We start from the raw sequence: 24,729 nt of genomic DNA on the forward strand, positions 1-24,729 counted from the left end.
ACTAAAATATAATTAGCCCAAAAATGTAATAAAAAGATTTAAAAATAATTATTTAAAACTTTATTCAAAAGATGAGAGAGTATGAGAATAGGGCTTGTAATAGATTATGTGGTTTCGGAATATGCTGAGCGTATAATCCGGGGTGTTTCGCTCGCCTGTCAGGAAAAAGACGCTGAGCTTGTTGTATTCTCAATTGGTCAAATTCAGAGTATAACCAATGCATTTGACTATCAGAATGTAGCAGTATCTTCCTTTGTATCTTCAAAAAATCTCGATGGTGTAATTTTTATTTCTGGCGCCATCATGCAGTCTCAAAACAAATCAGAAGTTGCTTCGTACATAAAGGCTTTTAAGCCTCTTCCTGTTGCAAATATATCAATGGAAATATCAGGCATTCCTTCAGTTATTGTTGATAATGAGGAAGCTTATGATTCAATTCTTACAGAACTGGTAAAACGACAGAGATGTCACAAATTTGGAATTCTTAGCGTACGGGGAAATTCTTCAGAAATCAAAAATCGTCTCAAGAATATAAAAGCTGCACTTTCAAACCTTGGTGTTAGCGAAGATGATATTTCTGTATGGAAATCAACCTTAAGCTATACTCCGGCTCTTGAAGATCTTCGTGCAATTTATAAAGAAATTGGAGTTTTCGACTATGATACTTTAATCTGTATGAATGATGAAATGGCTTTTGCAGCTATGGATTTCTGCAGTGAAATAGGATTAAAAGTTCCTGATGATGTAATAGTTGTAGGCTTTGATAATCTTATAAATTCTGATACCTGTATACCAACTCTTACTACTATTAAACAGAATTTTGAAGGGCAGGGGTATCTTGCAGGAATGAATCTTATTAAAGAGATTTATGGAAAAGCTGCAGATAAGCTATCTGTGATAACTGCAATTCCTGTTATGCGTGAATCCAGCCGTCGTGTTCCTTATGATAAGACAGCTCCTCATGCAAGAAGTTTTGAATTTGAATCTGATGAAAATAAACCTTATTTGAGAACTAACTCTGGTACTGAGTGGTATAGAAAAAAAGGCGAATTCTATCAGACGACAAATTTCTATACACAAATGCAGTCTGATATGACTTATGACCAGCTGCGTAACAGAATCAATGATGATGTCCGTTCTTTTGGAATAACTGCCTGTGCAGTTGTGCTTTATGATAAACCGATTGAAGCTGCAGTTCCTTTTGATTATTTCCATCTTCCAAAAAATGCACATCTTTTTGCAGGTTTTGATAATAAGACTGGTTTTGATTCTACAGTAGAGAAAAAGATAATTAAGTGTAATCCAAAAGAACAGATGCTTCCTGATGGAATAATCAGTATTGATCATGATGGAGTATTAGTATTTGCTCTTTTCCATAGTACCCTGCAGTATGGATACATTATCCTTCGTCCGGGTAGCTATGACAGTATTATTTATGATCTTTTTGTAAAACTTTTGTCTTCGACAATTGCTTCTGTTTATTCGTTCTCGCTTGCTCATAGTGAAACTTCCCGTGTACGTAAAAAGATTGATGAACTTGATCTTATTGCAAGTACTGATGAGTTGACTGGCCTTTACAACAGACGCGGTTTTTATTCCTATGGCGAGACTACACTCAAATTTGCTAAAGCAATGGGCCAGAGCGGAATAATGCTTTATTGTGATATGGATGGCCTTAAGAAAATAAATGATGATTATGGCCATGAAGAAGGGGATAGGGCAATTATTGCAGAATCAATAATTCTCAAGAGTAATTTCCGTTCCAATGATATTATTGCCCGAATCGGTGGTGATGAGTTTGCAATTCTCTGTCCGGGACTTACAAAGCAGGCTTTAAAACATATTCGTGCACAGATTGATGAAGACTGCCGGATGTGGTCTGGTGGTAATGAAGTAGGATTCTCGCTTTCAATCAGTATGGGCTATGTTGCTTATCCATCTCAAAAAATGGGCTATAAAATTACCCCGCTTTTAAGCGAGGCAGATTCCATTATGTATATGGAAAAGCGTTCTAAAAAATTAAAGAAGGTCGAACAGCTGGTAGAAGTTGTAGAAGAATCTTCAGAAATCTATTCAGAAGATGACTAGTTCCAGTCACGCTGAATATAAGTTGCGCGAGGGCGTGCAATAATTCTTACGCGGCGGTTCTGGGCGCGGCCGGCTTCTGTGTCATTGTCTGCAATCGGCATTGTTCCTCCATATCCTTTGTAGGTGAAAATCTTTTCATCAATTCCTTCATCTATAAGTGCAGTCATTACGGTACGTGTTCGTTCTATGGAAAGATTCAGCTGGCCTACTGGTTTTCCTACATCGGCAGTATGTCCTTCAATCAGAATAGAATAGCCTTCATCTTCAAGAATTTCTTTGAGTTTTTCTGCAATCAGTTCAATGCGGCCTTTTTCATCTGGAAGAAGTTCAGGTGAGTCTGGGTAGAAGCGGAGATTTACATCAAACATAAAGCCGATGCTTGTATCTGAGATTGTAACACCAGGAATTTTGTTTTCGTAGAAATATTGTTTTACTGCATCGTATTTTACATAGTAAGCAGGTGTCTTTTCCGGTACAGAAATATCATAAATCAGGTTGTCCTTATCAAGAAGAATAACAACCTTGCCTTCCTGCAAAAGTTTTATATTTTCTGGAACTGTGAGGATTTTCAGCGCATCGCGGTGCTTAATAACAGGGTCTGTGCGGTTTCGTCCATAAACCTGAGAAGCCTTTATATAAAGCGGATCTGAACCAACTCGGTCTTCGTAATCAGCTACATCATCAGAATAGTGGTAGCCTACAACACCTTTTGAAGTGACAATTGATGGTGAAACGATATTCTTTTCAAAAATGCTGTTCATCTGATCATCCCAAATCTGTGGGAAGAAACAGGCGTAAACTTCACTCTTTACGTATTCACCATGCACAGGAAATGCTCCGCGTGCATCAATAATAATTCCGCTGAAAGCTCTTGAAGGAACTGATTCAATCGGCTTTTGAGGATTATAGGCATAATTATGTCGGACAAGGAGCTTGCCTATATCATTTATATTTGTTGTGTTTGTAGTATTTAAGTATTTGAGGTCTTTTGAAAAAACATCCGGAGTTTTGTGTCCACCCATAATAAAACTGTAAACCTGATCAAGAGAGAGGTCTTCGTTAATTACTGCTTCAGAAAGGTCATTCTCTGAGTTCTCAAAAAGAGAAAGCAGCGGCGGCTGAATTAAAGGAAGCATTTTAGATTTGATGTAGGTTGAAGCAACCTTTTTTCCAGACGGCATCTGAATATTTGCTTTATTAGCGTCCAGAGAAATATTTGTGGCGAATTCTTTTGTAATCCAGTTGATAGAGCTGATGGCTTCTATCTTAGTGTCATATTGCTGTGCCGCCTGAGCAGAAAGTGGTGAAAATGCAAAAAGAATAACACCTGCGAGGGCAGTGAACGTTTTGGACATAATAATATACCTCTTCTACAAATTTCGGCTTATTTTGAGGGAATATAAAGTATTTTTCCAATTTTAAGAATTGCGTTTTCTTTAATACCGTTGAGTTCACAGATTGCAGAAACTGTTGTCTTGTATTTTCTTGAAATTGACCAGAGTGAATCACCGGCAACTACAGTGTACTTAAGAGGGAAATCAACCGGCTTCATGTTTGCCAGTGCATCTTCTGCAGACTCTTTCATGCCAAGCGGAAGTCGGATTTCGCTTACTTTTGAAGGATGTGTCATTCCAAGAGTGTAGGAAGGATTCAATCTTTTGATTGTTGCCGCATCCATTCTCATTTCCTGTGCAAGCTGATTCAAAGAATAAGCTTTTTTTACGGTAACGTAATCAAAGTTTCCGTTTTTTTCGTTTTCAAGAATTTCGTATTCTTCTTTATGATCCGGAATATCAATTCCGTAATACTGACTGTTGATTGCAAGGTCTGCAATTGCTATCAGCTTTGGAACATAATCTGCAGTCTGTTTTGAAAGATAGCCGTGCTCTGCCAGATACCAGAAATCTTTTACTCCACCGGCCTTTTTAATTGCCCGGTTCATTGCACCAACTCCGCAGTTATAAGCACCGATTGCCAGTAACCAGTCGTTGAAAGTATTATAATTATCTGTGAGCTTTTTAAGGGCCGCATCCGTAGATTTCCACGGATCCAGGCGTTCATCTACAAAATCATTTAGAGTAAGAAACGGCCATACGCTGTTAGCCATAAACTGCCACATACCGATTGCACCCGAACGGGATTTTGCGTTTGTCTTGTAATTTGATTCTACAACCGGTAAGTATTCAAGCATTTCTGGCATCTGTTTATCGCTGACGGCTTTACGCACATAAAGGCGGTATTCCATAGCACTTTCAAGATATCCGCGTAATAGAGCACTCCATTTTGGAGAAAGATACATTTTGCGGAAGGCTTCTACCTGAGGCTTTTCAATTTCTTCATCAGAAATAAATGAAAGCGGTGTATGAGTGTGTTTTTCTTCTATTATATTGATTGGAGTTATTTCAGGCAGAAGAGCGGTTTTCAAAAGTTCAAGAAAGGCTTCGTCCTCAACAACCTCTTCTTCTAAAGGTTCTTCTGTAAAAGAAAGGGGCTGGGGTTCAGTGGTTTCTGCGGTTTCGGTACTTTCTGAGTTTTTAACAGGTTCTTCCACTGCGTCATCAGCAAATAATGAGAAACAAACAAGAAGTACAGCAAAGGCAGTGAGTATTTTTTTCATTACAGTTTATTTCCAAGATAAATGCCGGCCCATTCCCAGTTACCGTGAATATCAGGATCAAGAGGGAAGTCTACCTTTCGGAAATACAGATACCATACAGGAACATAACTGTTCCATCCCCAGGTTCTTAAGTAAGCTTCGTTCGGGTTAGAGGCTTCATCAAGAGCATCATTATATCGAATGCGTTTTCCTCTCATCCAGGAATACATTGAGAATTCCTCCTGAGAGTTAGCGTCATTTTCATCCTGCTTCCATGACATAGAGAAGAAGTTTACTTTTGCCTTATAGCGGTCAAGAGCACGCCAGTCATAATTTCTGATAGCTTTTTTAACTGCTTCTTCAAGAGCAGAAAGGCTTTCAAAAGTCCAGTCTTTAGAAGAATTATTAAAGTCTACAAGGTGGCGGGCATTTTTATAAGCATCAGGCTCTCCTGCAATCTGGATTGTAGTTGCATCCGGCTGTTCAAGGAAGAGGGAGTAGGTTTTAAGTGCCTGAGACCACTGACTGTCATTCTGATATTCAAGCGCAAGGCGCAGATAAAGTTCTGTTGTATTTACATTCTGTGGGAAACGGCTTATAAGCTCGTTGAAGTATTTTATTCTGTGAGACGGTGTTTTACTGATCTGAATCAGTTTCTGAAGGCAGATAAAATGTGCAGAATTTCCTTTTATAAGAAGATCCGGACACTGCTGAAGAATACGGTCAAAATAGTATTCTGCAACTGGTTCTGCTCCCTGTGCAAGGTAAGCGTCTGCAGTCATCAAAAGCCAGTAAGAGTTATACATATCATCCGGATTATTATCTACCCAATCTGTAAGGAAAAGAATAAGCCCCTGATAATCCTTTTCATCTCGCAGTGTGTCTGCAATCTGCTTAATAAGGGAATATTTCTGCTTTCCATTAAAAGTCTGGGAGTCTAAAAGGCTCTGCAATTCCTGCTGATGGCTTTGAATGGACGCTGATTTTTTATTGTTTCCAGTATTTTTAGTATTTTTACAGGCCGAAAATATAAATAGAATAGTAAAAAAGAATATATATATATAAGGAGTTATTTTTCTTTTTAATATCATATTTTTAAATTTATCATAGTGATTTGTTATTGTAAAGATTAAATTTTACTTGTATTATAGAAAAAACAGGATAATTTCAAAATCAGACCTATATTGAATGTTATATTTAGAGGGATAAATGCAGATGAATACTGAAGAAAATATAAGATCAATTTATGTCCTAATAGTTATTGGAATCCTTCTTGCAATAGGTTGTACACTTGTTGCTTTGTTTAATCCTGTTTCAACACCCGTTAATATCCTTAATATCATTTTTATAATTATACAGGCTGGAATTGGACTTGCGACAATTATTATTTCCAGAAAATTTACCAAGAAATTCTTCCATCTGTTTATGGGACTCCTTTATTTAAGCTGGAGTTTGATTTATCTGTTTGCATATACACTTTTCTCTTATTCATTAAAGGAGATGTGGCCGCTGCTTGGTATTTCGGCTGGAATACTCTGGTTTATTGCTGGAAGATTAAAGTATCAGACTTTGAAGTTTGGTTTTCTGATTCCGTCTGTTACTTTGTTTGGAATGGGAGTCTGGTATTCACTTTTCTCATTCGGGGTAATAAGTTTATCATTTAAAACTGTAGCAAGCACTTTAGGACCACTTTTTATGTTACTTGTAGCAGTTTTCCTTGTTTTCTTCTTCTTTTTGCAACAAAAGCATAAAGAACTTGTTTTTCCAGATGAGGAGACTGGAGTTTTTGCGGATGAGGAAGCATCAATTAAATCAGCTTTAGACGACGAATAATCGGTATTAGAAGTGATAAAAACTTTTTGGGGTAAAACTGGAGTTCTCATATTGCTGGCTGCTTTTATTATAAGCAGTCCGGTTTTTTCTGCTTCAAAAAAGAAGAAGAAAAATAAAGAACCTGAACCGGAAAAGATTGAAACTTCCGCTGAAACTCAAACCGAAATAGATGATACTTCATATTCAATTAAACTTCCTACAGGAAAAAATCAGAGAGATTATTTTGCTAAGGTTAATCCTGATGTGTTGAATGGTGTTCAGAACGGCAGCCCTGAATCTATTCGTGAGGCTATGGCACTTATGCGCCAGAAGGGCAGTGAATACGAAGAATGCGAAAAGGTGCTTGCTGTAGTTTCTGCAGAAATCATGAAACTGGTATGGCCTTCTGAAAAGATTACCTGGGATATTCCTGTAGTTTCAGATGAAAATCCTTATACTGGTGCAATCAGTTCTGTTAAACAGGGTGTTTTTGATTCAAGTACCGGTAATGTTGATTTCCTTACTATTCTCTTACCTGCACTTGTAATTGTAAATAGAGCTTCTGATAATTCAATTTATGAGCCATGTGAAAATGCATTGACTTCAGCTCTTGCTCTTCAGCCGGATTCTGTTCTTGCAAACTATCTGATGGCTATGCTCTGTGAGAGACAGGGAAATTTTGCAAAGGCAGAAAATAATCTTGCGGCTGCTTATGCAGGTTCTCCAAAGACGACAGAAATAAATCTTGCATATTCGAGAATATTACGTGCAAATGGAAAACTGACAGATGCATCAAAAATCTTAAATACAGTTGATAATTCATCAAATGATTTAGCCGTGCTAAAGCAGAATGCATATATTTCTTTTGATGCGGGTGATTATGACGCTGCAGAGTTGTATGTTGCAAGAGTAATTCAGCAGACTCCTAATGATCTTGAGTTCCTGCTTTTCCGTGCAAAGATTCTTGTTGAAAAGAAAGATTATATTCATGCTGTTTCTTTGCTTGATGTTTATGCTAGACAAGACAGTAATTCTATAGATTATCTTGTTCTTCGTGCACGCGTTCAGCTTGACTGGAGTAAAAATACAGCAGCCGCTTCTGAGACTGTAGAAAAGGCACTTCAGATGTATCCGGATAATGTTGATGCCCTTATGTTTGCAGCCCGCATTTCTTCAGAAACTGATTCTCCTGTTGCCGGCAAATATGCAGATGAACTTGCTGCCCGTGTGCTTGAGAAAAAGCCTGGAAATCAGGAAGCAATGACTTATGCACTGGACGGTCTTATTCACCGTGAAAACTGGCAGGAAGCCTATAAGGCAAGTAAGAATCTTATTTCTCTGGGAAATGTAAGTTCTACTGTTGTTGATAAGTATGTCACAGTCTGTATAAAGCTTGGAAAATATAATGAAGCTTATGAATTTGCAAAAGCCCGCTATGATGCAAATCCATCAGATGAAGTTCTGCTTGAAGCCTATATCCTCGCTTACAGCAAGGTAGGTAACAGAGATGCTGTCATTAAGTATATTGATTCAATGATGAACAGTTCGTCTTCAAAAGTAAAAAGTTACCTTTATTATAGAAGAAGTTTTCTCCAGCTTACAGAAGAAAAATCCCTTGCAGATCTTCGTTCAAGTCTGATTGCAAATCCTCGTAACAGCGATGCACTTTTCCGTCTGTACGAACTTTATTATGCAAAGAAAGATTACCGTAAGGCACAGTATTATCTGCGTCAGGTAGTTGCCATAAATCCTAATGATTCTTCTATTAAAAAGCTGAACGAAGCTTTAACAAAACTCATTCAATAACGTATAAAAATCACTTCTTTTAATGGGAAATTTTACCATTGATTTGTAGAATAAATCGTGTTATAATTTTTAGACTGATTTCATAATCAGATTTTAAAAACAGGATGGAAACTCATATGTCATTTATCCCATTTTTACAGGCAGGAGCAGCAGGCAGCGCTTCTACATCATCGTCACTTGTAGGCAGCCTTCTTCCTTTTCTGCTTATTATCGTTATTTTTTATCTCTTTTTGATTCGTCCACAGAACAAAAAGCAGAAAGAAACTCAAAAAATGCTTGATGCATTGAAGAAGGGTGACAAAGTAATCACAATTGGAGGAATCCACGGAACTGTATCTTCTGTTAAAGAGAATACTGTAATCGTAAAAGTTGATGATGACTGTAAACTTGAATTCAACCGCACAGCAATTTCTTCTGTAGAACTTACTGAAGAAGAAAAAGCAAAACTTGCTGAAGAAGCAAAAAACAAAAAACTTTTCAAAGGTAAAAAATCTTCAGATCTTGAAAAGGCAAAAAAAGCTGAAGACGCTGAAGAAAAATAAATAATTGGAGTTTATAATAAAATGAACAAGAGAACTCGTTTATTGGTTCTGCTGGCTGTTTTAGCTCTTTGTTTCGTTTTCCTCTGGCCTTCAATCAGCTGGTATGGAAGAACACCAAAGGAAATGCAGCAGCTTGCTTTAGGTTCAACAGAAAATATTAAGAATTATGCTGAACTCAAAGCCGCAGAAGATGTACGCGCAATTAAAAAAATGGATTTGTCAGCAACACTTACTGACGAATATGCTTGGCTTAAGAAAGATGTAAACAAGAGATACAAGACTCTTGATAAGAAAGCTCCTGCAGAGCTTACATGGAAAGATGTTCTTTCTGCTTATGACAGTGAACTTGACTTTTTGACTGTTTTCCAGACTCGTTATCGCGAGCAGATTCTTAAAGCTAAAAAGTATTATGAAAATTCTGTAAAGCTTGGACTTGACCTCTCAGGTGGTATGAATATTATCGTAAAGGCTGATCTTGATGCAGCTCTTGCTTCTATGGGTGATGCAGTTGCTTCAGAAAATGCATCTGATTTCAAGAAAGAAGCAATGGCTAATGCTATTGAAAACCTTTCAAGCCGTATCGACAAGTTTGGTCTTACTTCTCCTGTTATCCGCCAGCAGGGCGATGACAGAATCTACATCGAAATTCCTGGTGCTGCTCAGGCAGACGCAATCAATACATTGATTATGGGTAAGGGTATTTTGAACTTCCGTCTCGTTGATACAGAAGCAACAAATGCCTTCAAAGCATACTATGCTCAGAACCCTGCAAATACCTTCAATGCTCTTGGCGAATTGATGGACCCATCTGTAATTCCTGATGACTGCGAAGTTTTCGGAGAATATAGAAAAGATGAATATGGTCTTGATGAACGCTATGACTGGGTTGTTGTAAAGAAGGAAATCGCTCTCGATGGTCAGCATGTTAAATCTGCTATCGTTGGTTCAGATGAATTCACAAACCAGCCTGAGGTTCACTTCAACCTCGACAGCGAAGGTGCTGTAATTTTTGGTGATTTCACAGGTGCTCATGTTGGTGATAATCTTGCAATCGTAAGTGATAACAAGGTTAAATCTAACGCTCGTATTCAGACAGCTATCACAGGTGGTTCAGTATCACTTTCTGGTGGTTTCAGCTACGAAGAAGCAGACAATATTAAGAAGGTTCTTCAGACAGCCTGGCTTAACGTTCCTCTCGAGGTAGAAAGTCAGCAGGTTATCGGAGCTTCACTTGGTGAAGATTCAATCCGTGCTGGTGCAAAGGCTATCCTTCTTGGTCTTGGTCTCATCCTTATCTTCATGTTGATTTACTACAAGGCTTCTGGTATTAACGCTGTTGTTGCACAGGTTTTGAACCTCTTTATGATGTTCTCTATCCTTTCTGCTTTCAACCTTACTCTTACACTTTCATCAATTGCCGGTATGATTCTTACAATCGGTATGGCCGTTGATGCTAACGTACTTATTTTTGAACGTATCAAAGAAGAGCTTCGTCAGGGTAAGAGCCGTCCAGCTGCTATTGCAATGGGATTTGACAATGCATTCTGGGCTATTATGGACTCTAACATTACAACATTCATCGCTGCAATCTTCTTGAGTCAGCTTGGAACTGGTTCTATCCAGGGATTCGCTGTATCTCTTGCAATTGGTGTTGTTTCATCTGTATTCACAGCTCTCTTCGTATCACGTCTTATGTTCGACTTCGATACAGAGGTTCTCCATGCTAAGAAAGTAAGCATTGGTTGGGGGATTAAACAATGAAAAAGACATTAAACTTTAATAAGGGATTTATCCCAGCTGCTATTTTCAGTTGTGTAATCATCGCACTTGGTATTGTTGGTTTCTTTGTAAAAGGAATCAATCTTGGTCTTGATTTCCGTCCAGGTCTTATTGAGGAAGTTCGTGTAGCAAATCCTGTTGCCGAAATTACTTATAATGGTGCTGCAAAAGTATCTATGGATCTTTCTGCTGGTCAGATGGATATCATCATTTCTGGTACTGGTGCTGACAACGAAACTCGTTCTATCAACTTTGCTGTTGCAAAGACAGTTGCAGATGTTGCTGCTGAAGTAAACAAAATCAGCAATGTTACAATGACTGTAAAGAACGGTTCATATGATTCTACAAAATTGTTCTTGAACTCTGCTGTTACAAATCAGCTTTCAACTACACCTATCTATATCTATCCTGCAGGAACTTCTGAAGTTACTACAAATGATATTCGTAACGCTCTTGGAGAAGCTGGTGGAAACATCAAACAGCTTGGTACTGGAGCTGATGCTTCTTATCAGATTCGTATGGGTGTTAGCGAAGGTGATGCACAGAACGAGATTCAGACTTCTATCAATGAAAAGCTCTTTAAGGCTTTTGGAAAAGAGAAGGTTGCAATCGTAAAGACAGACTTCATTGGTGCTGGTATGTCAAAGAACACAACAATTAAGTCTATCATCATGTTCATTGCTGTAGTTGGACTTATCTGGCTCTATGCAACAATCCGCTTCCACTGGGACTTCGCTCTCGGTTCGGTAATTGCTTTGCTTCACGATACATTGATTATGTTCACATTCATCATCTGGACTCAGATTGAATTCTCAACAACTGTTCTTGCAGCTGTTCTTACAATCGTAGGTTACTCTATCAACGCTACTGTCGTAATTCTCGACCGCGTTCGCTATAACCTCAAGATGATGCCAGAAGCTAAGACTTTCAATGAGATTTTGAACAAGTCTCTTTCTGATACATTCACACGTTCTGTTTTGACAACTATTACAACATTGTTCGCTGTTGTTTCTCTGTTCGTATTCACAACAGGAAGCATCAAGGACTTCTCACTTGCAATGATTGTCGGATTGATTTGTGGTATGTACTCATCAATCTTCATTTCAAGCGCATTCATCAGTGCTTCAAGAAAGAACTGGAAACCAGAATTTGGTGTTCACCATTCTCTTAAGCATGTTCGTGCTGACGAAGATGAGTAAGGCCGCTGGCGGCCGGTGATAAATAGCAAAGCGTTAAAAAAATTGCGAAAGCAATTTTTAGCTTTACCATTTTACTGACATTTACAAGGTCCTGTTCGAATAAGAGCAGGGCTTTTTTATTTAACGAAATCTCTTCGAGGAGAGAAAAATAAAGAATTGTACTCGCAATAGACTATTTAATCGTTATATTGGCTTCCGGTCTCGTATTTACAGGTCAAAAACGCGCAATATTGCGCTTGACGTTGTTTGTGGTATAGAAACTATTATACTGCCGCTCTCGCGGCAGCCACAAACAAAGTCATTTTGCCCTGCAAATCCGCTCCCTCGCGCCAAAATTTGATTACTTCTTTAATACGGAACGTAAGCTGCTTTTTTTTCTATCCTCGACATTTTGTGTGTAAATGTGTATTCTGCTCTTATGGAAATTGTACGTGCTTCTGTTTTAGGATTTTGCTTTGGTGTGCGCCGTGCTGTTGAGTTGGCGGAGAAGGCGTTAGCTGAAAATAAAGATAAAACTGTATATTCTCTGGGACCTCTTATTCATAACGAAAACGCATTGCGTGCTCTGAGTGATAAAGGCTTAATTACTGTAGATGAACAGCAGGTAGGGGAGATTCCTTCAGAATCTGTAGTAATCATCCGTGCACACGGAGTTGCTCCTTCTGTTACAGATGCCTTAGAAGCTAAAAAATGTACAATCATAGATGCTACCTGTCCCCGCGTAAAAGCCAGTCAGAAAATGGTAGAACGTTATTCAAATCAGAATGATTATGTAGTACTTACAGGCGACAGAAATCACGGTGAAGTAATAGGAATAGCCGGCTACGCAGGCGAAAACTTCAGCCAGATTCAGGACTATACCGAAGCCGAGTCTTTTGACATTAAAGATTCAGAAAACAAAAACGTAATTCTTTTAAGCCAGACTACTTACAGTCCAAAAGAGTTCGAAAAAATAGAATCATTGTTCCGTTCAAAATTCAAAAATCTTGCAGTGATGAACACTATCTGTCCCGCTACCAGCGAACGCCAGGAAGCGTTGCTTGAATTGTGCAAAAAAGTAGATGGCGTAATCGTTATCGGCGGCAAGAACTCCGCAAATACCAAACGCCTCTATCAGACTGCTGCAGCCAACTGCAAACAAGCCATTCACGTCCAAACCGCCGCCGAAATCCCCTCAGATTTTTATAAACTAAACACCATAGGAATAACCGCCGGCGCCAGTACCCCCGATAGTATCATAGATGAAGTAGAATCCTTCCTCCTGTCCGCTAACTGATTATGATTATATAGGAAGATGTTCTTAGAAGACTGAAAATTTCAAAAATAAAACCAGAAATTGTGGGACGCAGGCAAAATGAAAAAGAGGGCCCCAGGGTTGCGCAATTATTCTGGCGAAGCCAGAATGAGGCGCGATGGGACCCTGGGAGATTGCTTTTTCAGTTTTGCCGTCGCTGGGACCCGCAATTTCTGGTTTTATTTTTGATATGGACCATTTTTATTTTTCAAGATTTCAGAAAATAATATATATTGAATACAAATCCTTCTTCCTATATAATCAAAATATTATGAGTAGATGTTTCACAATGTTAAAACCCGGCGTAATCAACCGCCGTTTAGTAGGCGAAGTTATTGAGCGCCTTGAAAAGAAAGGATTCAAACTTGTTGGTTTGAAGATGATGCACGTTAGCGAAGATCTCGCTGGTAAACACTATGCAGAGCATGATGGAAAACCTTTCTACAATGATTTAGTTAGTTATGTTACATCAGGTCCTGTAATTGCAATGGTATGGCAGGCTGATGACTGTGTAACTCTTATGAGAAAAGTAGTAGGTGCTACAAAGCCTACAGAAGCAAACCCAGGAACAATCCGTGGTGATTACTGTATTCACACAGACAGAAATATTATCCACGCTTCAGACAGTGATGAAAGCGCAGAGCGCGAAATCAATCTCTGGTTCAAGCCAGAAGAACTCTATGACTGGGCTGACTGCGAGGATGGCTGGTACTAGCCTAAAATACGCCTCAGAGCGAAGGCTGTGCCTGAGCGATAAATTGGGAATGTTTTGTAGTAGGAAAGATATATGTCTGAGAAAACAGTAGGTGTAATCGGTGGTGGTGCATGGGGAACCGGACTTGCACAGGCTCTCGCACGTGGTGGTCATAAGGTTCAGATCTGGGCCTTTGAAAAAGAAGTCGCTGATCAGATTAACAACGAACATGAAAATAAACAGTTTCTTCCTGGTTATAAACTGGAAGATTCAATCACTTGTTCAAATGATATTACTGAAGTTGCAACTGGAAAAGAGTTTCTGATTATTGCTTCTCCATCACTTTTTCTGGCTAAGACTATTTCACAGATAGTTAATGTTCCAAATATTGCAGACGGTTCTACAGTTATAACTGCAGTTACAAAAGGTTTCGTGCCTTCTGCAGAAGGTCCAAAGCTGATTCTAGAAACAATGGAATCAGTTCTTCCAGAAGTATATAAGGACTGCACTGTATATGTTGCAGGTCCTAGTCATGCAGAAGAAGTTGCAATGGGTAAACTTACAGGTCTCGTTGCAGCTTCTCTTAATCCAAAGAATTCTATTCGTGTACGTGAGCTTCTGAAGGTTCCAGGACTTATGGTATTCTCAAGTTTTGACGTAATTGGCGTTCAGATTTGTGCTGCTGCTAAAAACGTTGTTGCTGCTGTTTATGGTGCTGTTGATGCTATGGCAGAAACTTCAGATGTTTTTGGTGACAATGCAGAAAGCCTTCTGCTTGCTGCAGGATTAAATGAAATTCAGACTTTAGGTTTTGCAATGGGTGCAACTCATGCAGAAACCTTTACTTCAATTTCTGGAGTTGGTGATCTTGATGTTACTTGTAAGAGTAAGTATGGTCGAAACCGTCGTTTTGGACAGGATATAATTAAAACAGATATGCTTTCTAAGTTTAAAGATATTGATGATTTGATTGCTAATGTATCAAAGATTGGATATCTTCCTGAGGGAGCAATTGCCTGTAAATACGTTCATGAAATTGCAAAGAAAAAAGATTTGAAACTTCCTATTTGTGATGCACTTTATAAGGTGCTTAACAAAGAAGCTACTGCTCTGGAAATTTTAAAAAATTTAATCAGTATGTAAATCAGAGTGGGAATAATCGAGCAACTTATTGAGGTTTAAGAATGTTAGAGAAAATTACTGGTACTTTCAGCGGAATTGTTAAGAAGCTGAGTGGAAAATCTACAATCACAGAAAAGAACATTGAGGATGCTGTTGAAGAAATTAAAATGGCACTCCTTGAGGCCGATGTAAATCTTCGTGTTGTACGCCGCTTTGTTAATTCAACTATTGAAGAAGCAAAGGGAGAAAAAGTTCTTAAGTCTGTAGATCCAGGCCAGCAGTTTACAAAAATCATCTATGACAAGATGGTTTCAATGCTTGGAGATACCAAGGTTGATCTACATCTTAAAGGACCAGATACTCAGTCTGTAATTTTGATGCTCGGTCTTCAGGGTGCCGGTAAAACTACCGCTGCCCATAAGCTTGCAGCGCGCCTTTTGAAAGAGGGAAGAAAGCCACTTCTTGCAGCCTGTGACTTAGTACGTCCAGCGGCTGTAGAACAGCTTTCTCAGCTCGGTGAAAAAATTGGTGTTCCTGTTTACAAAGAAGATTCTAAAAATGCCGTAAAGAATGCAGAAGATGCAATTTCTTTTGCACGCAAAAACGGTTACGATACAATTATTATCGATACTGCCGGTCGTCTTCAGATTGATGAAGAGATGATGGCTGAGCTCGTAAAAATCAAAAAGGCAACAGGTCCTGTAGAAGTTCTGCTTGTTGCCGACGCAATGACTGGTCAGAACGCAGTTGATATTGCAAAGACATTTGACGAGCAGCTTGGCCTTACCGGTGTAATCCTTACAAAGTTCGACTCAGATGCCCGCGGTGGTGCGGCTCTTTCTCTTAAAACAATTACAGGTAAACCAATCCTCTTTATTGGTACCGGTGAAAAAACAGAAGATTTTGAAGTTTTCCATCCTGAACGAATTGCTTCTCGTATCCTTGGTATGGGAGATGTTGTATCTCTCGTTGAAAAAGCACAGGAAACAGTTGATGCCGAAGCAGCACTCAAAATGCAGAAGAAGCTTCAGCGTAATGAGTTTACTCTTCAGGATTATCTTGAACAGTTCCAGCAGGTTAAGAAGATGGGCAGCATGCAGTCTATTATCGATATGATTCCTGGAATGAGCGGAATGGACGCTTCTCAGATGGATCTTTCAAGCATGAAGAAAAACGAAGCCATCATTCAGAGTATGACTTATAAAGAGCGTCTGAACCATCTTATTATTGGTCCTAGCCGTCGTAAGCGAATTGCAAAGGGTAGTGGTACTTCTGTTGCAGATGTAAACAAACTCTTAAAGCAGTTTGAAAAGACAAAGCTTATGATGAAGAAAGTAAGCCGTAACAAAGGAATGCAGGGTAAGATGATGAACCAGCTCGGCCTTGATCCAAGTATGATGGGCGGTATGGGAGGTCTCGGTGGAGCCGGTGGTCTTCCAGGTGGATTAGATCCAAGTGCCCTCAAAGGTATGGACATGAAAAAACTGATGGAAATGGCTAAGAAGTTCAGATAAAAAAAATCGGCAGGTTAACCTGCCGATTTTTTTACTTAACAGTCAGTACACTGGCGCTTCGGCCGTCATGTGTATAAATCTTCTGTGGATTTGTGTTATCTAGTACCGGTGTTAAACCAATATAGTAGTTGTAATAATATTTTCCAGCCGGAAGCGGCAGTTCAAGTTCATAAAGCCCTGGTGCAGTTTCGACCATTTCGTAAATCCATGGATCCCAGTTTGTAAAGGTTCCTGCAAGATTTACTTTCTGTCCTGTTTCTCCTTTGTATATAAAGTGTGCATAGTCGTTTTTTGGAGATTCTGTATACACATTTATGCTTCCAAGGTTGTCCAGCTTCGAAAAATACAGATTTACATTCTGGTCATATTCTTTGTTTGGATTCAGAGGATCTGTTGTCCACAGCCCGTCAAAAACAAGTCGATATCTTAGTTCTGTAAACTTATGCTGTCTTTTGTAAACGTAGAACATATGTTTACGGCTGACTTTTTCTTCATCATCTTTCTGGGTGAGAATCTGGAATGGATGAATTACCTTGTATTCTTCAAAATCAAAAGCAATTCCAACAAAGCGATGCTTTGTATCTGCTGTGAAAATAATATAGTCGTCGGTGACTACAGGAGCTCCCGGCTTGTCAATTCCATGCAAAAGTGTATCAAGCTCAAAATTCTGATAATTTGTTATCTCAGCGGCAAACAGCGGCGCTACCAAAAGCCCCATCCCCGCAATCAAGAGTAAAATAAGCTTTTTCATACTCTGATTATCGGAATCTGAGACGGGGAGTTTAGTGAAAGTAAATACAAGTATAATATTGATTCTGTGATTATGATTTTAGTTTAGATTTTTCGGAATATTGCAAAGATATACGGTTTTGATATTTTTATTCCCGCGAGCGGAAATAAAAATATAAGATTTCGTTGTTTTTCTTATTTATTATATTTCCCTTAAGTCAAAACAAAAATCATCCGTTCATATAAGAAGTATATTATACTTGTAATTTACAAGGGTTGTGGGGTAAAATTAAAGTAGTATGCCAGGATTAAGTCAGCTTAAAAAATTCAGCAGTGATCTTCTTTCACTAGGTGACGAGATAAATCTCCGAGCCATCCGTGGTGAAAAGCCTGTAAAAATTGAGATTCCAAAAGAAATTGAAGATAAAAACGACTCAGAAGACTTTGTTCTTGGTATGCCAGAGATTGAGGTAGAGGTTGATACATCTTCAGCAGATGAAGACCTTTCAGATTTAACTGCCCTTGTAAATCCAACCGCATCTACAGATAAATCAAAAGAAAACGAGCCAGCCCCAAGTTTTGAAGCTCCGGATATGTCTGCACTTTTGAATCCGGTTGTAACAGAAACTGCTTCTGATGATGCAGGAATGCCGGATCTTTCAATGTTTGATGAGCCGGAAGAAGAACCGGAAGAAATCATTGAAGAAGAACCTGAAGAAGTTTCAATTGCCGATATGGGCCTTGATGCCCTGCTTGCTGGTGGTGGCTTTGATGAACCGGAAGAAACATCTGAAGAAGAGGAATCTTCGGAAGATGCAGAGCCTGAAATTGATTTAGACAATTTTGAAGATATTCCAGATTTAGATGATATTGGAACACAGCCAGAACCTGAGCCAGAGCCTGTCACTGAAGCAGAACCAGAAGCTCTTGATGATGCAGAACCTTTAGAAGAACCTGAAGCTTTAGATGATATTGCGCCTTTAGATGAGCCTGAAGCTTTAGGTGAACCTGAGGCTTTAGACGATATGGAGCCTTTAGAGGAACCTCAGTCTGATTCAATTGAAGAGACTGCACCTCAGGAAGACTTTAGTGATACGCTTCCTGCCGGCGATTTTGATTTTGATATGCCGGATCTCCCGGAGACAGACAGCTCTGAAACAGCTTCAGAATCAGAAGCTCTTCCTGCTGACGATTTTGATTCATTACCTCCTGATAATTTTGATGAAGATGAACCGGAATCTTTTGAATCTGAAACTCCTGCAGCAGAAACTTCTTCTTCAGATGGCCTGGAATCTTTTGATTTACCGGATATTTCAGATGTTGCAGATACAGATATTACAGAGCCTGCGGCTGATTCTATAACAGAAGATACAGCTTCAGAGGAAAGCTCTTCAAACGGATCAATTGGTCTTGAAGAACTTGGAAATCTTGATTTTGATGCTCCTGATAATGCTGCTGTAGCAGAAGAAACTTCAGAAGAAGACAGTGGAATTCCTGCCGGACTTTTTGATGCCGGAGATTTTGATTTAGCTGGTGATACAGGTTTAGCTTCAACAGAGTTTTCTGCAGAAGACGAAATTCCTGATTTTGATGATACTGCCGGACTTGATGATGAAACTTCTGATTCAGAAGCAGAAGGTGAAGAAAATACTCCTCTTGAAGTATTCGATACTTCCGAAATGGAAGGAATGGACTTTGGCATCCAGGATACTGATTCCCAGATAAGTGCAGGTGGAGACGGAGACTTTGAATTTGGTTCTCACGACGACTTTGCAATGGAAGGAGAATTTGAGATTCCTGGTTTCTCAGATGTTACAACAGCCAAAGAAGAAAAAGGTTCAAAAACTAAGCTTGTAAGCAGTAAGGATAAGCCTAAGGGAAGAGGTAGAAGAACAAAGGAGCTTCCGGTAGCAGATTTTTCTGGCGCAGAAGAAGCAGAAGAACTGCCACCAAATACTCTTTCAGACGAACAGTATAAAACATTCCTTGCAAATCTTGCTGAATATCCGCTGAACGTACGTCTTGCATTTGAAGACTTTATTGTTCAGGATGAATTTACAGATGACGCTGAATTCGAAATCATAGAAAAGATTCTCAACAAGGCACCTGCACGCCAGGTAGCCGGTATGCTTGAGAAGATGCTCGATACTTCTATTCCGATTCCACGTGACTTTGAGCACAGAACCGCAGCAGAATATGAAGCATATAAGAAGTCTCTTTCATATCAGCTTAGAAACAAGATTATTCCGGGAATCCTCCTTGGACTTCTTCTTACAATTGTAGGCTGGGGACTTATTAAGTTTACAGATTACTGTATTTACAGACCAATAAAAGCTAATTCCCTCTATAAACAGGGATATGCTTTACTTCAGGCAGATGAATATCCTCAGGCAGAAATGCGTTTTGAGGAAGCTGTTAAAAAACGCATAAACAAGAAGTGGTTCTTCCGCTATGCCCGCGGCTACCGTGAACATAAGCAGTATCAGCGTGCAGGAAAGATGTATCAGAATATTCTTTTCTTCTTTAAGCATGATAAGATGGCTGGTCTTGAATATGCTGATATGGAACTCAATGATCTTGCAAACTATGAACGTGCAGAAGAAATAGTACGCCGTGAAGTTCTTGATTATCATATAAATGATGCAGATGGTATTTTAAAACTTGGTGATGTATTCCTGGAGTGGGGTACAGAAAAAGATCCTGCAAAGCTTGAACTTGCTCGCGAGCAGTATGCAAACCTTATTCAGCTTTATAAACCTACTGACCTCTATATGTCTCGCATGATGCGTTACTTTATCCGTACAGATAATCTGCGCGAAGTAATTCAGATGCAGAAAAACTTTGAAAAGCGCGAGAAGTCTCTTGGTTCAGAAGACTGGACAGAACTCAGTGGTTACCTTCTCGATAAGTATTATGGAGACCTTGCTCCATCAGAAGAATATCTGCGTTATGAAATTGAAGGCCTCCGTGGACTTCTTTTGAGGGCCGTTAAGACAAATCCAAATAACCCGATTGCTCAGTACAATCTTGCAAAATACTTCCTCAAGACAAATGAAACAGCTTCTATTGAAGCAACACTTCAGAGAGCTATTGAAAAGTTTAACACAGTACCTTCAATGAAGAAGCGCGACCTTTACAAGTACATAGACTCATATCGTCTTCTTGGTGAGCATTATATTGGTACAAACGATTATCTTCAGGCTCAGGAGCAGTTTGCAGAAGGTATTTCTTTGTTTACAACTGAGCGTGATAATGCAGGCTTTGAAGGAACTCCAGGAATCGGAAAGTTATACGAGGATATGGGAAATATTAAGTATACCATTTCCGGCGACTATGATGACGCTCTGTTTAATTACAAGTATTCAGTTGAACTTGAAAACGATAATCCTTCTATCCGTTATAGGATTGGTTATATTCAGTATAAGAAAAAGAATTATATGGAAGCTTTAGGCGCATTTATGAAGTCTGGAGATGGAAATATAAAAGAAAGAAATCTCATGCTCGCTATGGCAAATACTCTTTATCTTCGTGGTGATGAGTATGCGGCACAGGGATATTACGATCAGCTGCTTGATGAGCTTGAGGCAGAGGTTATAGAAACAGGTCTTGTACTTCCTCAGGCAAATGTAAAGGATTATGATTTAATCAATACATATCTTTACGCAGCAAATAACTACGGTGTTACACTGTATAAACTTGCAAAGAGAACTGGTAATTCAGCTCTGAATGCACAGGCTATTGTACAGTTGAGCCAGTCAGTTCGTGCATGGGATGCTCTTACCCGTAATCAGGAAACAATGCTTCGTCTTGAAGGCAGCAATCTTGCTGAACAGAATATTAAATATATTACACATCCAATTCCGGAGTTTGAGCCATCTATCTATACTGACATTTCAAAGACACTGCTTGATAATGAGCGTCTTTAGAGTGTAGGATAACGAATATGCAAACTCAGAGAAATACAGTCGAAGGAATCATAGCAAGACAGCGCCTCAACGCAATCTTTAAGGAACTGTTCAGAAAATCTATTCATATCTGCTCCAGCTTTGTTCCTCTTTTTCTGGGATTTGCTTACTGGCCTGTAATTGCTTTACTGATTCTGGCCATTGTTGTTTATACTATCAGTGAACTTCTTCGTGCTAAGGGTATAAATATTCCTCTTATTTCAAAGATTACAGAAATTGCAGCCCGTAAGCGTGATGAAAATCGTTTTGTATTGGGCCCTGTAACACTTGCCTGTGGAATTCTTATTGCAGCACTTCTGCTTCCTCTGGATTGTGCAAGAGTCGGTATTTTTGCATTGGCATTTGGAGATGGGCTTGCAAGTCTGATGGGAAAACTTTTCGGAAAAATCACAATTCCAGGTGCTCATGGAAAAACTGCAGCCGGTAGTCTTACCTGCTTTTTTGCTGTGTTTATTTCAACCTTCTGCTGCTGCGGTAATTGTCTTGTTTCTTTAATTACAGCTCTTTGTGCAATGTTTATTGAGGTTCTGCCACTTTCTGATTTTGATAACCTGATTATTCCACCGGTTATTGGATTGATTTATAGTGGTCTTATATAAGTCGGCAAGTACAGCCTGCTGTTAATCAATCCACAGGTAGTGTTTGTGAACTTCATTCAGATACAGATAAGTTCCGATACCTAAAAGTAATATTCCAGAAATCAGTGTGAGAATATTGTAGCAGTAGAAAATCAAAGTATAACCAATACACAATAGAATAAAACCAATTGTCATAATCTGTTTATATTCATTTTTTCTGTTTATTACAAAAAGATTTATTGTGCTCATTGTACAGGTTAGACAGCAGAAAATTCTTATAGCCCTAACATAGCCATAGGAAATGCAGTAGTTAGGAAGAATGATTGCTGTATTCAGAGGGATCACTTCTGCGAAAAACAAAGCAACTATAATCAGAATAATTGAATTACGGTCTGTACTCTGACGAAAATCATCAGTACTCATTACTGTATTTCCCATCAGTGCAAGAGGGGCAAGCAGACGGGCAAACAGATGGATATTTCCGATTTTCAAAGTGAAGTGAGAAAAACTGCCTGATAAATGGAATGCAGGAACTAAGATACGGGTAGTATCACAAAGGCAGGCAATTAAAAACATTAAAAAGAAAACAATATCTGGTGCCTGTGTTTTTTCAAAACTGTGATAGATAATAATAGAAGTAATGCAGATATAAAGCATCAGGAGAAAAATGCCTGAATAAACCCAGATCGGGTTATAACGTAAAAGAAAGGCATCTGAAAGAGACTTTGTATAAATTTCTGGAAGACTAATTCCATTAAAAAGAAACTGATATAGAGTGAGAACACTGCAAAGCAGGGAATATGAAAGAGTAATAATAAAGAAGATAAGGGTCATTCGGTTTCTGAATCTTATAGTCATAATTTAAAGATACAGTGAAGACAAATAATAGTAAAGAGTTTAGTTTTTATTCCGAAAATTTAATGAGGAAAGAATTCTTTTGGGAGGATTTTTATAATGAAAAAGACATTTGTTTGCGGCCTGATTATGATTCTTGGGCTTACAGCTCTTTCTGCAGGTGATGTTGCTACCTTTGTTGATAAGGGATTTTCTGAGGACGGAAAATATTATGTATTCGGTCAGTATGGTAAGACCGACAAAAAATTCCAGGGCTGGGCAGAACTCTATCAGGTAGATATTGCTGCAAATGACTATACTGATAATGGCGTTTTCAAAACAAAGCCTTCTGCAGTAACAGCAGATAAAAATGGCCGCGATGTATTTGAAGCACTTGAAGGAAAAAGCTTTTATTATTTCAAGGATTTGAAGTGTGAGCCGGCTAATCTGGATCATGTACTTTATATTCTTGATGATGTAAATAAAACAGGAACTGATGAAATTGTATTTAAAGATTTCAGAAGTGCTGATCTTGATAATGCAGATGTTTACCATATCAGACTCTATCCAACTGTAAATGGAAGCGGTAAGAATGCCCGCTCATCTTTCTATATCATGCTGGAAAAAAGAGATGCCAATGGTGAAGTAATTATGAGCCGCAAAATCGGTAATCCAGGAATTAACAGAAAGGGCGTTACAAATTATAAAATCGAACGCATATTCTGTGATAAATCAGAACGTAATCTGATTTTTGTAATTGAAAAAATGATGGAAGATGATACAGGAACTTCAATCAGATATATGATAGAAGCCGCACAGTTCTAAAAAGATTTTTTCTTTCTGGAAAAACTTCCTAAAATCTTAAGGTTTATCCTATATTATATATAGAGAAAAAGCACGACTCCCCGGAGCCGTGCTTTTTTTGTTGTCAGGGACATCAGGTAAAAACTGATAATCCAGGAGGTTTTATGAAAAAGTTTTTTTCTGGTAAGTGGGGTAGTTTCTTTATTCTTCTTATTCAGACTGTCGTTCTTGTTTCTGTTACTGTATTGTGTGTGGTACCTGTTTCATGCAAGGTTTCAGAAGAGGGGATTCTGTTTGTTGGCGGCGACTATGTTTCTCCGGTTTTAGAAAATGTCTGTGTGCTTGATGAAAAAACTGTGGAAATGTATTTTTCTGAACGGGTAAACTTAAAGAGTTTTGTAGTATCAGAAAGAATACCGGAGGTTTCGGATTCTTCAGAGCATTCCGAAACTCTGGAACTTTCTCCTTCTATAAAAGCGGCTGCCGGTGAGTATGGAAAAATAGCAGCCGACTTTTCGGTTTCTGAAGATGGTTGTGTCATTACATATTCAGCTTTAGAGAATTATGAAATCGGAAAGGATTATGAAATATTTGGTACGGTGGAAGATAAGGCTGGAAACTCACTCACGTTCTGTGTTCCTTTTACAGGTTTTAATTCTCATCTTCCAAAGCTTGTTATGACCGAGGTTCAGAATAAGTATAAGAAATATAAAGAAGATGCTTATCGCTGTGAGTTTGTTGAACTGCTGGCACTTACCTCCGGGAATCTTAGCGGGCTGGAGCTTGTAAGTGCTGTAGATGGCGAATCAAAAAAATATGTTTTTCCACCTCTTACTGTAGAAGCTGGTGAAGTTTTTATTGTTCACTTGAGAAGTGCAGGAAGCGGTTGTGTCACAGAAGACGAAGACTTAAATGAATCTACGGCACCTCATTCTGGAAAGAATGTCAGGGATCTTTGGGCGGATAATTCTAAAGCCCGGCTTAGTGATAATTCAGATATTATTGTAATAAGAAACAGTGTTGATGGTTCTCTTCTGGATGCTTTTATGTATGCTGTAGAAGGTGCTCCTGAGTGGGAAAAGAATCTTCTGGCCATGGCTATTCAGGTAGCTGACAGTGGTATTTATGAGGATATTTCTGTTTCTGAGGTTGAATTAAATACGGGACTTGGTTCTGTTGCACAGAAATCTTTTTGCCGCGAAGATGCAAAGGAATTGCAGACTCGTGCTTTGGCCGGAGAGTTTTCTGAGGACATGGCAGAGTATCCGGTGAAGCGGCTTCCTGAGAACTGGATGGTTAAAAATGTGAGTCCGGGAACTCTGTAATTTACAAAACTTCCGGAACGCTTTAATAAAGCTCGTTTTTATGTTAAA

The 24,729-nt window shown here is 38.9% G+C and carries 19 protein-coding genes; 14 read left to right on the forward strand and 5 right to left on the reverse strand.

What is annotated here, in order from left to right:
- The first annotated feature begins 81 nt into the window (after window positions 1-81).
- Window positions 82-2,088, forward strand: a complete 2,007-nt coding sequence (locus tag BMY21_RS07740) for a diguanylate cyclase domain-containing protein (RefSeq protein ID WP_074642504.1) — start codon at window positions 82-84, stop codon at window positions 2,086-2,088.
- Here the strand turns inward: BMY21_RS07740 and BMY21_RS07745 are convergent.
- Genes BMY21_RS07745 through BMY21_RS07755 form a run of 3 tightly spaced genes read right to left on the reverse strand, consistent with a single transcriptional unit; the run spans window position 2,085 to window position 5,637 of the window.
- Entirely contained in the window at window positions 2,085-3,443 is a 1,359-nt protein-coding gene (locus BMY21_RS07745) for an OmpA family protein (RefSeq protein WP_074642507.1), read from the reverse strand. The genes BMY21_RS07740 and BMY21_RS07745 overlap by 4 nt on opposite strands.
- Window positions 3,444-3,472: 29 nt before the next feature.
- On the reverse strand, window positions 3,473-4,705 hold the full coding sequence (locus BMY21_RS07750) for a lytic transglycosylase domain-containing protein (RefSeq protein ID WP_083379782.1): 1,233 nt from the start codon (window positions 4,703-4,705) through the stop codon (window positions 3,473-3,475).
- Window positions 4,705-5,637 (reverse strand): tetratricopeptide repeat protein, encoded by a 933-nt coding sequence (locus tag BMY21_RS07755; RefSeq protein WP_256210325.1) that lies wholly within the window; start codon window positions 5,635-5,637, stop codon window positions 4,705-4,707. Before BMY21_RS07755 ends, BMY21_RS07750 begins: the two co-directional genes overlap by 1 nt.
- Window positions 5,638-5,893: 256 nt before the next feature.
- Here BMY21_RS07755 and BMY21_RS07760 point away from each other — a divergent pair, with 256 nt between their 5' ends.
- The 9 genes from BMY21_RS07760 to ffh all read left to right on the forward strand — a co-directional run bounded on the left by BMY21_RS07760 (window position 5,894) and on the right by ffh (window position 16,446).
- A complete protein-coding gene (locus tag BMY21_RS07760) occupies window positions 5,894-6,517 on the forward strand; it encodes a hypothetical protein (RefSeq protein ID WP_074642512.1) in 624 nt (207 codons plus the stop codon).
- 12 nt (window positions 6,518-6,529) lie between these two features.
- The gene (locus tag BMY21_RS07765) at window positions 6,530-8,302 is read left to right on the forward strand and encodes a tetratricopeptide repeat protein (protein ID WP_143064189.1); all 1,773 of its coding nucleotides are present in this window, start codon (window positions 6,530-6,532) and stop codon (window positions 8,300-8,302) included.
- A gap of 116 nt (window positions 8,303-8,418) precedes the next feature.
- Window positions 8,419-8,844: a preprotein translocase subunit YajC gene (yajC, locus tag BMY21_RS07770; protein ID WP_074642517.1), complete on the forward strand. Its 426-nt coding sequence runs from the start codon at window positions 8,419-8,421 to the stop codon at window positions 8,842-8,844.
- 21 nt (window positions 8,845-8,865) lie between these two features.
- Window positions 8,866-10,605, forward strand: coding sequence for a protein translocase subunit SecD (secD, locus tag BMY21_RS07775; protein ID WP_074642519.1), 1,740 nt, complete (start codon window positions 8,866-8,868; stop codon window positions 10,603-10,605).
- Window positions 10,602-11,822 (forward strand): protein translocase subunit SecF, encoded by a 1,221-nt coding sequence (secF, locus tag BMY21_RS07780; protein ID WP_074642521.1) that lies wholly within the window; start codon window positions 10,602-10,604, stop codon window positions 11,820-11,822. The genes secD and secF overlap by 4 nt, the downstream gene beginning before the upstream one ends.
- Window positions 11,823-12,240: 418 nt before the next feature.
- Entirely contained in the window at window positions 12,241-13,098 is an 858-nt protein-coding gene (gene ispH, locus BMY21_RS07785) for a 4-hydroxy-3-methylbut-2-enyl diphosphate reductase (RefSeq protein WP_074642723.1), read from the forward strand.
- 289 nt (window positions 13,099-13,387) lie between these two features.
- Entirely contained in the window at window positions 13,388-13,831 is a 444-nt protein-coding gene (ndk, locus tag BMY21_RS07790; RefSeq protein ID WP_074642725.1) for a nucleoside-diphosphate kinase, read from the forward strand.
- Between the two features lie 72 nt (window positions 13,832-13,903).
- The gene (locus BMY21_RS07795; RefSeq protein ID WP_074642524.1) at window positions 13,904-14,953 is read left to right on the forward strand and encodes an NAD(P)H-dependent glycerol-3-phosphate dehydrogenase; all 1,050 of its coding nucleotides are present in this window, start codon (window positions 13,904-13,906) and stop codon (window positions 14,951-14,953) included.
- A gap of 41 nt (window positions 14,954-14,994) precedes the next feature.
- Complete coding sequence (ffh, locus tag BMY21_RS07800; RefSeq protein WP_074642526.1) at window positions 14,995-16,446, forward strand: signal recognition particle protein; 1,452 nt, start codon at window positions 14,995-14,997, stop codon at window positions 16,444-16,446.
- 31 nt (window positions 16,447-16,477) lie between these two features.
- Here ffh and BMY21_RS07805 read toward each other — a convergent pair whose 3' ends face one another.
- Window positions 16,478-17,197 (reverse strand): early set domain-containing protein, encoded by a 720-nt coding sequence (locus tag BMY21_RS07805; protein ID WP_074642528.1) that lies wholly within the window; start codon window positions 17,195-17,197, stop codon window positions 16,478-16,480.
- 277 nt (window positions 17,198-17,474) lie between these two features.
- Between BMY21_RS07805 and flcA the strand changes: the two genes are divergently transcribed.
- Together flcA and BMY21_RS07815 are read left to right on the forward strand one after the other, a co-directional pair.
- Complete coding sequence (gene flcA / locus BMY21_RS07810; RefSeq protein WP_074642531.1) at window positions 17,475-21,101, forward strand: periplasmic flagellar collar protein FlcA; 3,627 nt, start codon at window positions 17,475-17,477, stop codon at window positions 21,099-21,101.
- Between the two features lie 17 nt (window positions 21,102-21,118).
- Complete coding sequence (locus tag BMY21_RS07815) at window positions 21,119-21,739, forward strand: diacylglycerol/polyprenol kinase family protein (RefSeq protein WP_074642533.1); 621 nt, start codon at window positions 21,119-21,121, stop codon at window positions 21,737-21,739.
- 21 nt (window positions 21,740-21,760) lie between these two features.
- On the opposite strand, the gene BMY21_RS07820 is transcribed toward BMY21_RS07815, so the two are convergent.
- Window positions 21,761-22,576: a hypothetical protein gene (locus BMY21_RS07820; protein ID WP_143064190.1), complete on the reverse strand. Its 816-nt coding sequence runs from the start codon at window positions 22,574-22,576 to the stop codon at window positions 21,761-21,763.
- A 96-nt stretch (window positions 22,577-22,672) separates the two neighbouring features.
- Here BMY21_RS07820 and BMY21_RS07825 point away from each other — a divergent pair, with 96 nt between their 5' ends.
- Both BMY21_RS07825 and BMY21_RS07830 read left to right on the forward strand, forming a co-directional pair.
- Window positions 22,673-23,377 (forward strand): DUF2259 domain-containing protein, encoded by a 705-nt coding sequence (locus tag BMY21_RS07825; protein ID WP_074642537.1) that lies wholly within the window; start codon window positions 22,673-22,675, stop codon window positions 23,375-23,377.
- Between the two features lie 143 nt (window positions 23,378-23,520).
- Window positions 23,521-24,681: a lipoprotein TP_1001-related protein gene (locus tag BMY21_RS07830; RefSeq protein ID WP_074642539.1), complete on the forward strand. Its 1,161-nt coding sequence runs from the start codon at window positions 23,521-23,523 to the stop codon at window positions 24,679-24,681.
- The last annotated feature ends 48 nt before the right edge of the window (window positions 24,682-24,729 follow it).

The sequence above is a fragment of the Treponema bryantii genome, from assembly GCF_900111035.1.
GTDB classification, from domain to species: Bacteria; Spirochaetota; Spirochaetia; order Treponematales; family Treponemataceae; genus Treponema_D; species Treponema_D bryantii_C.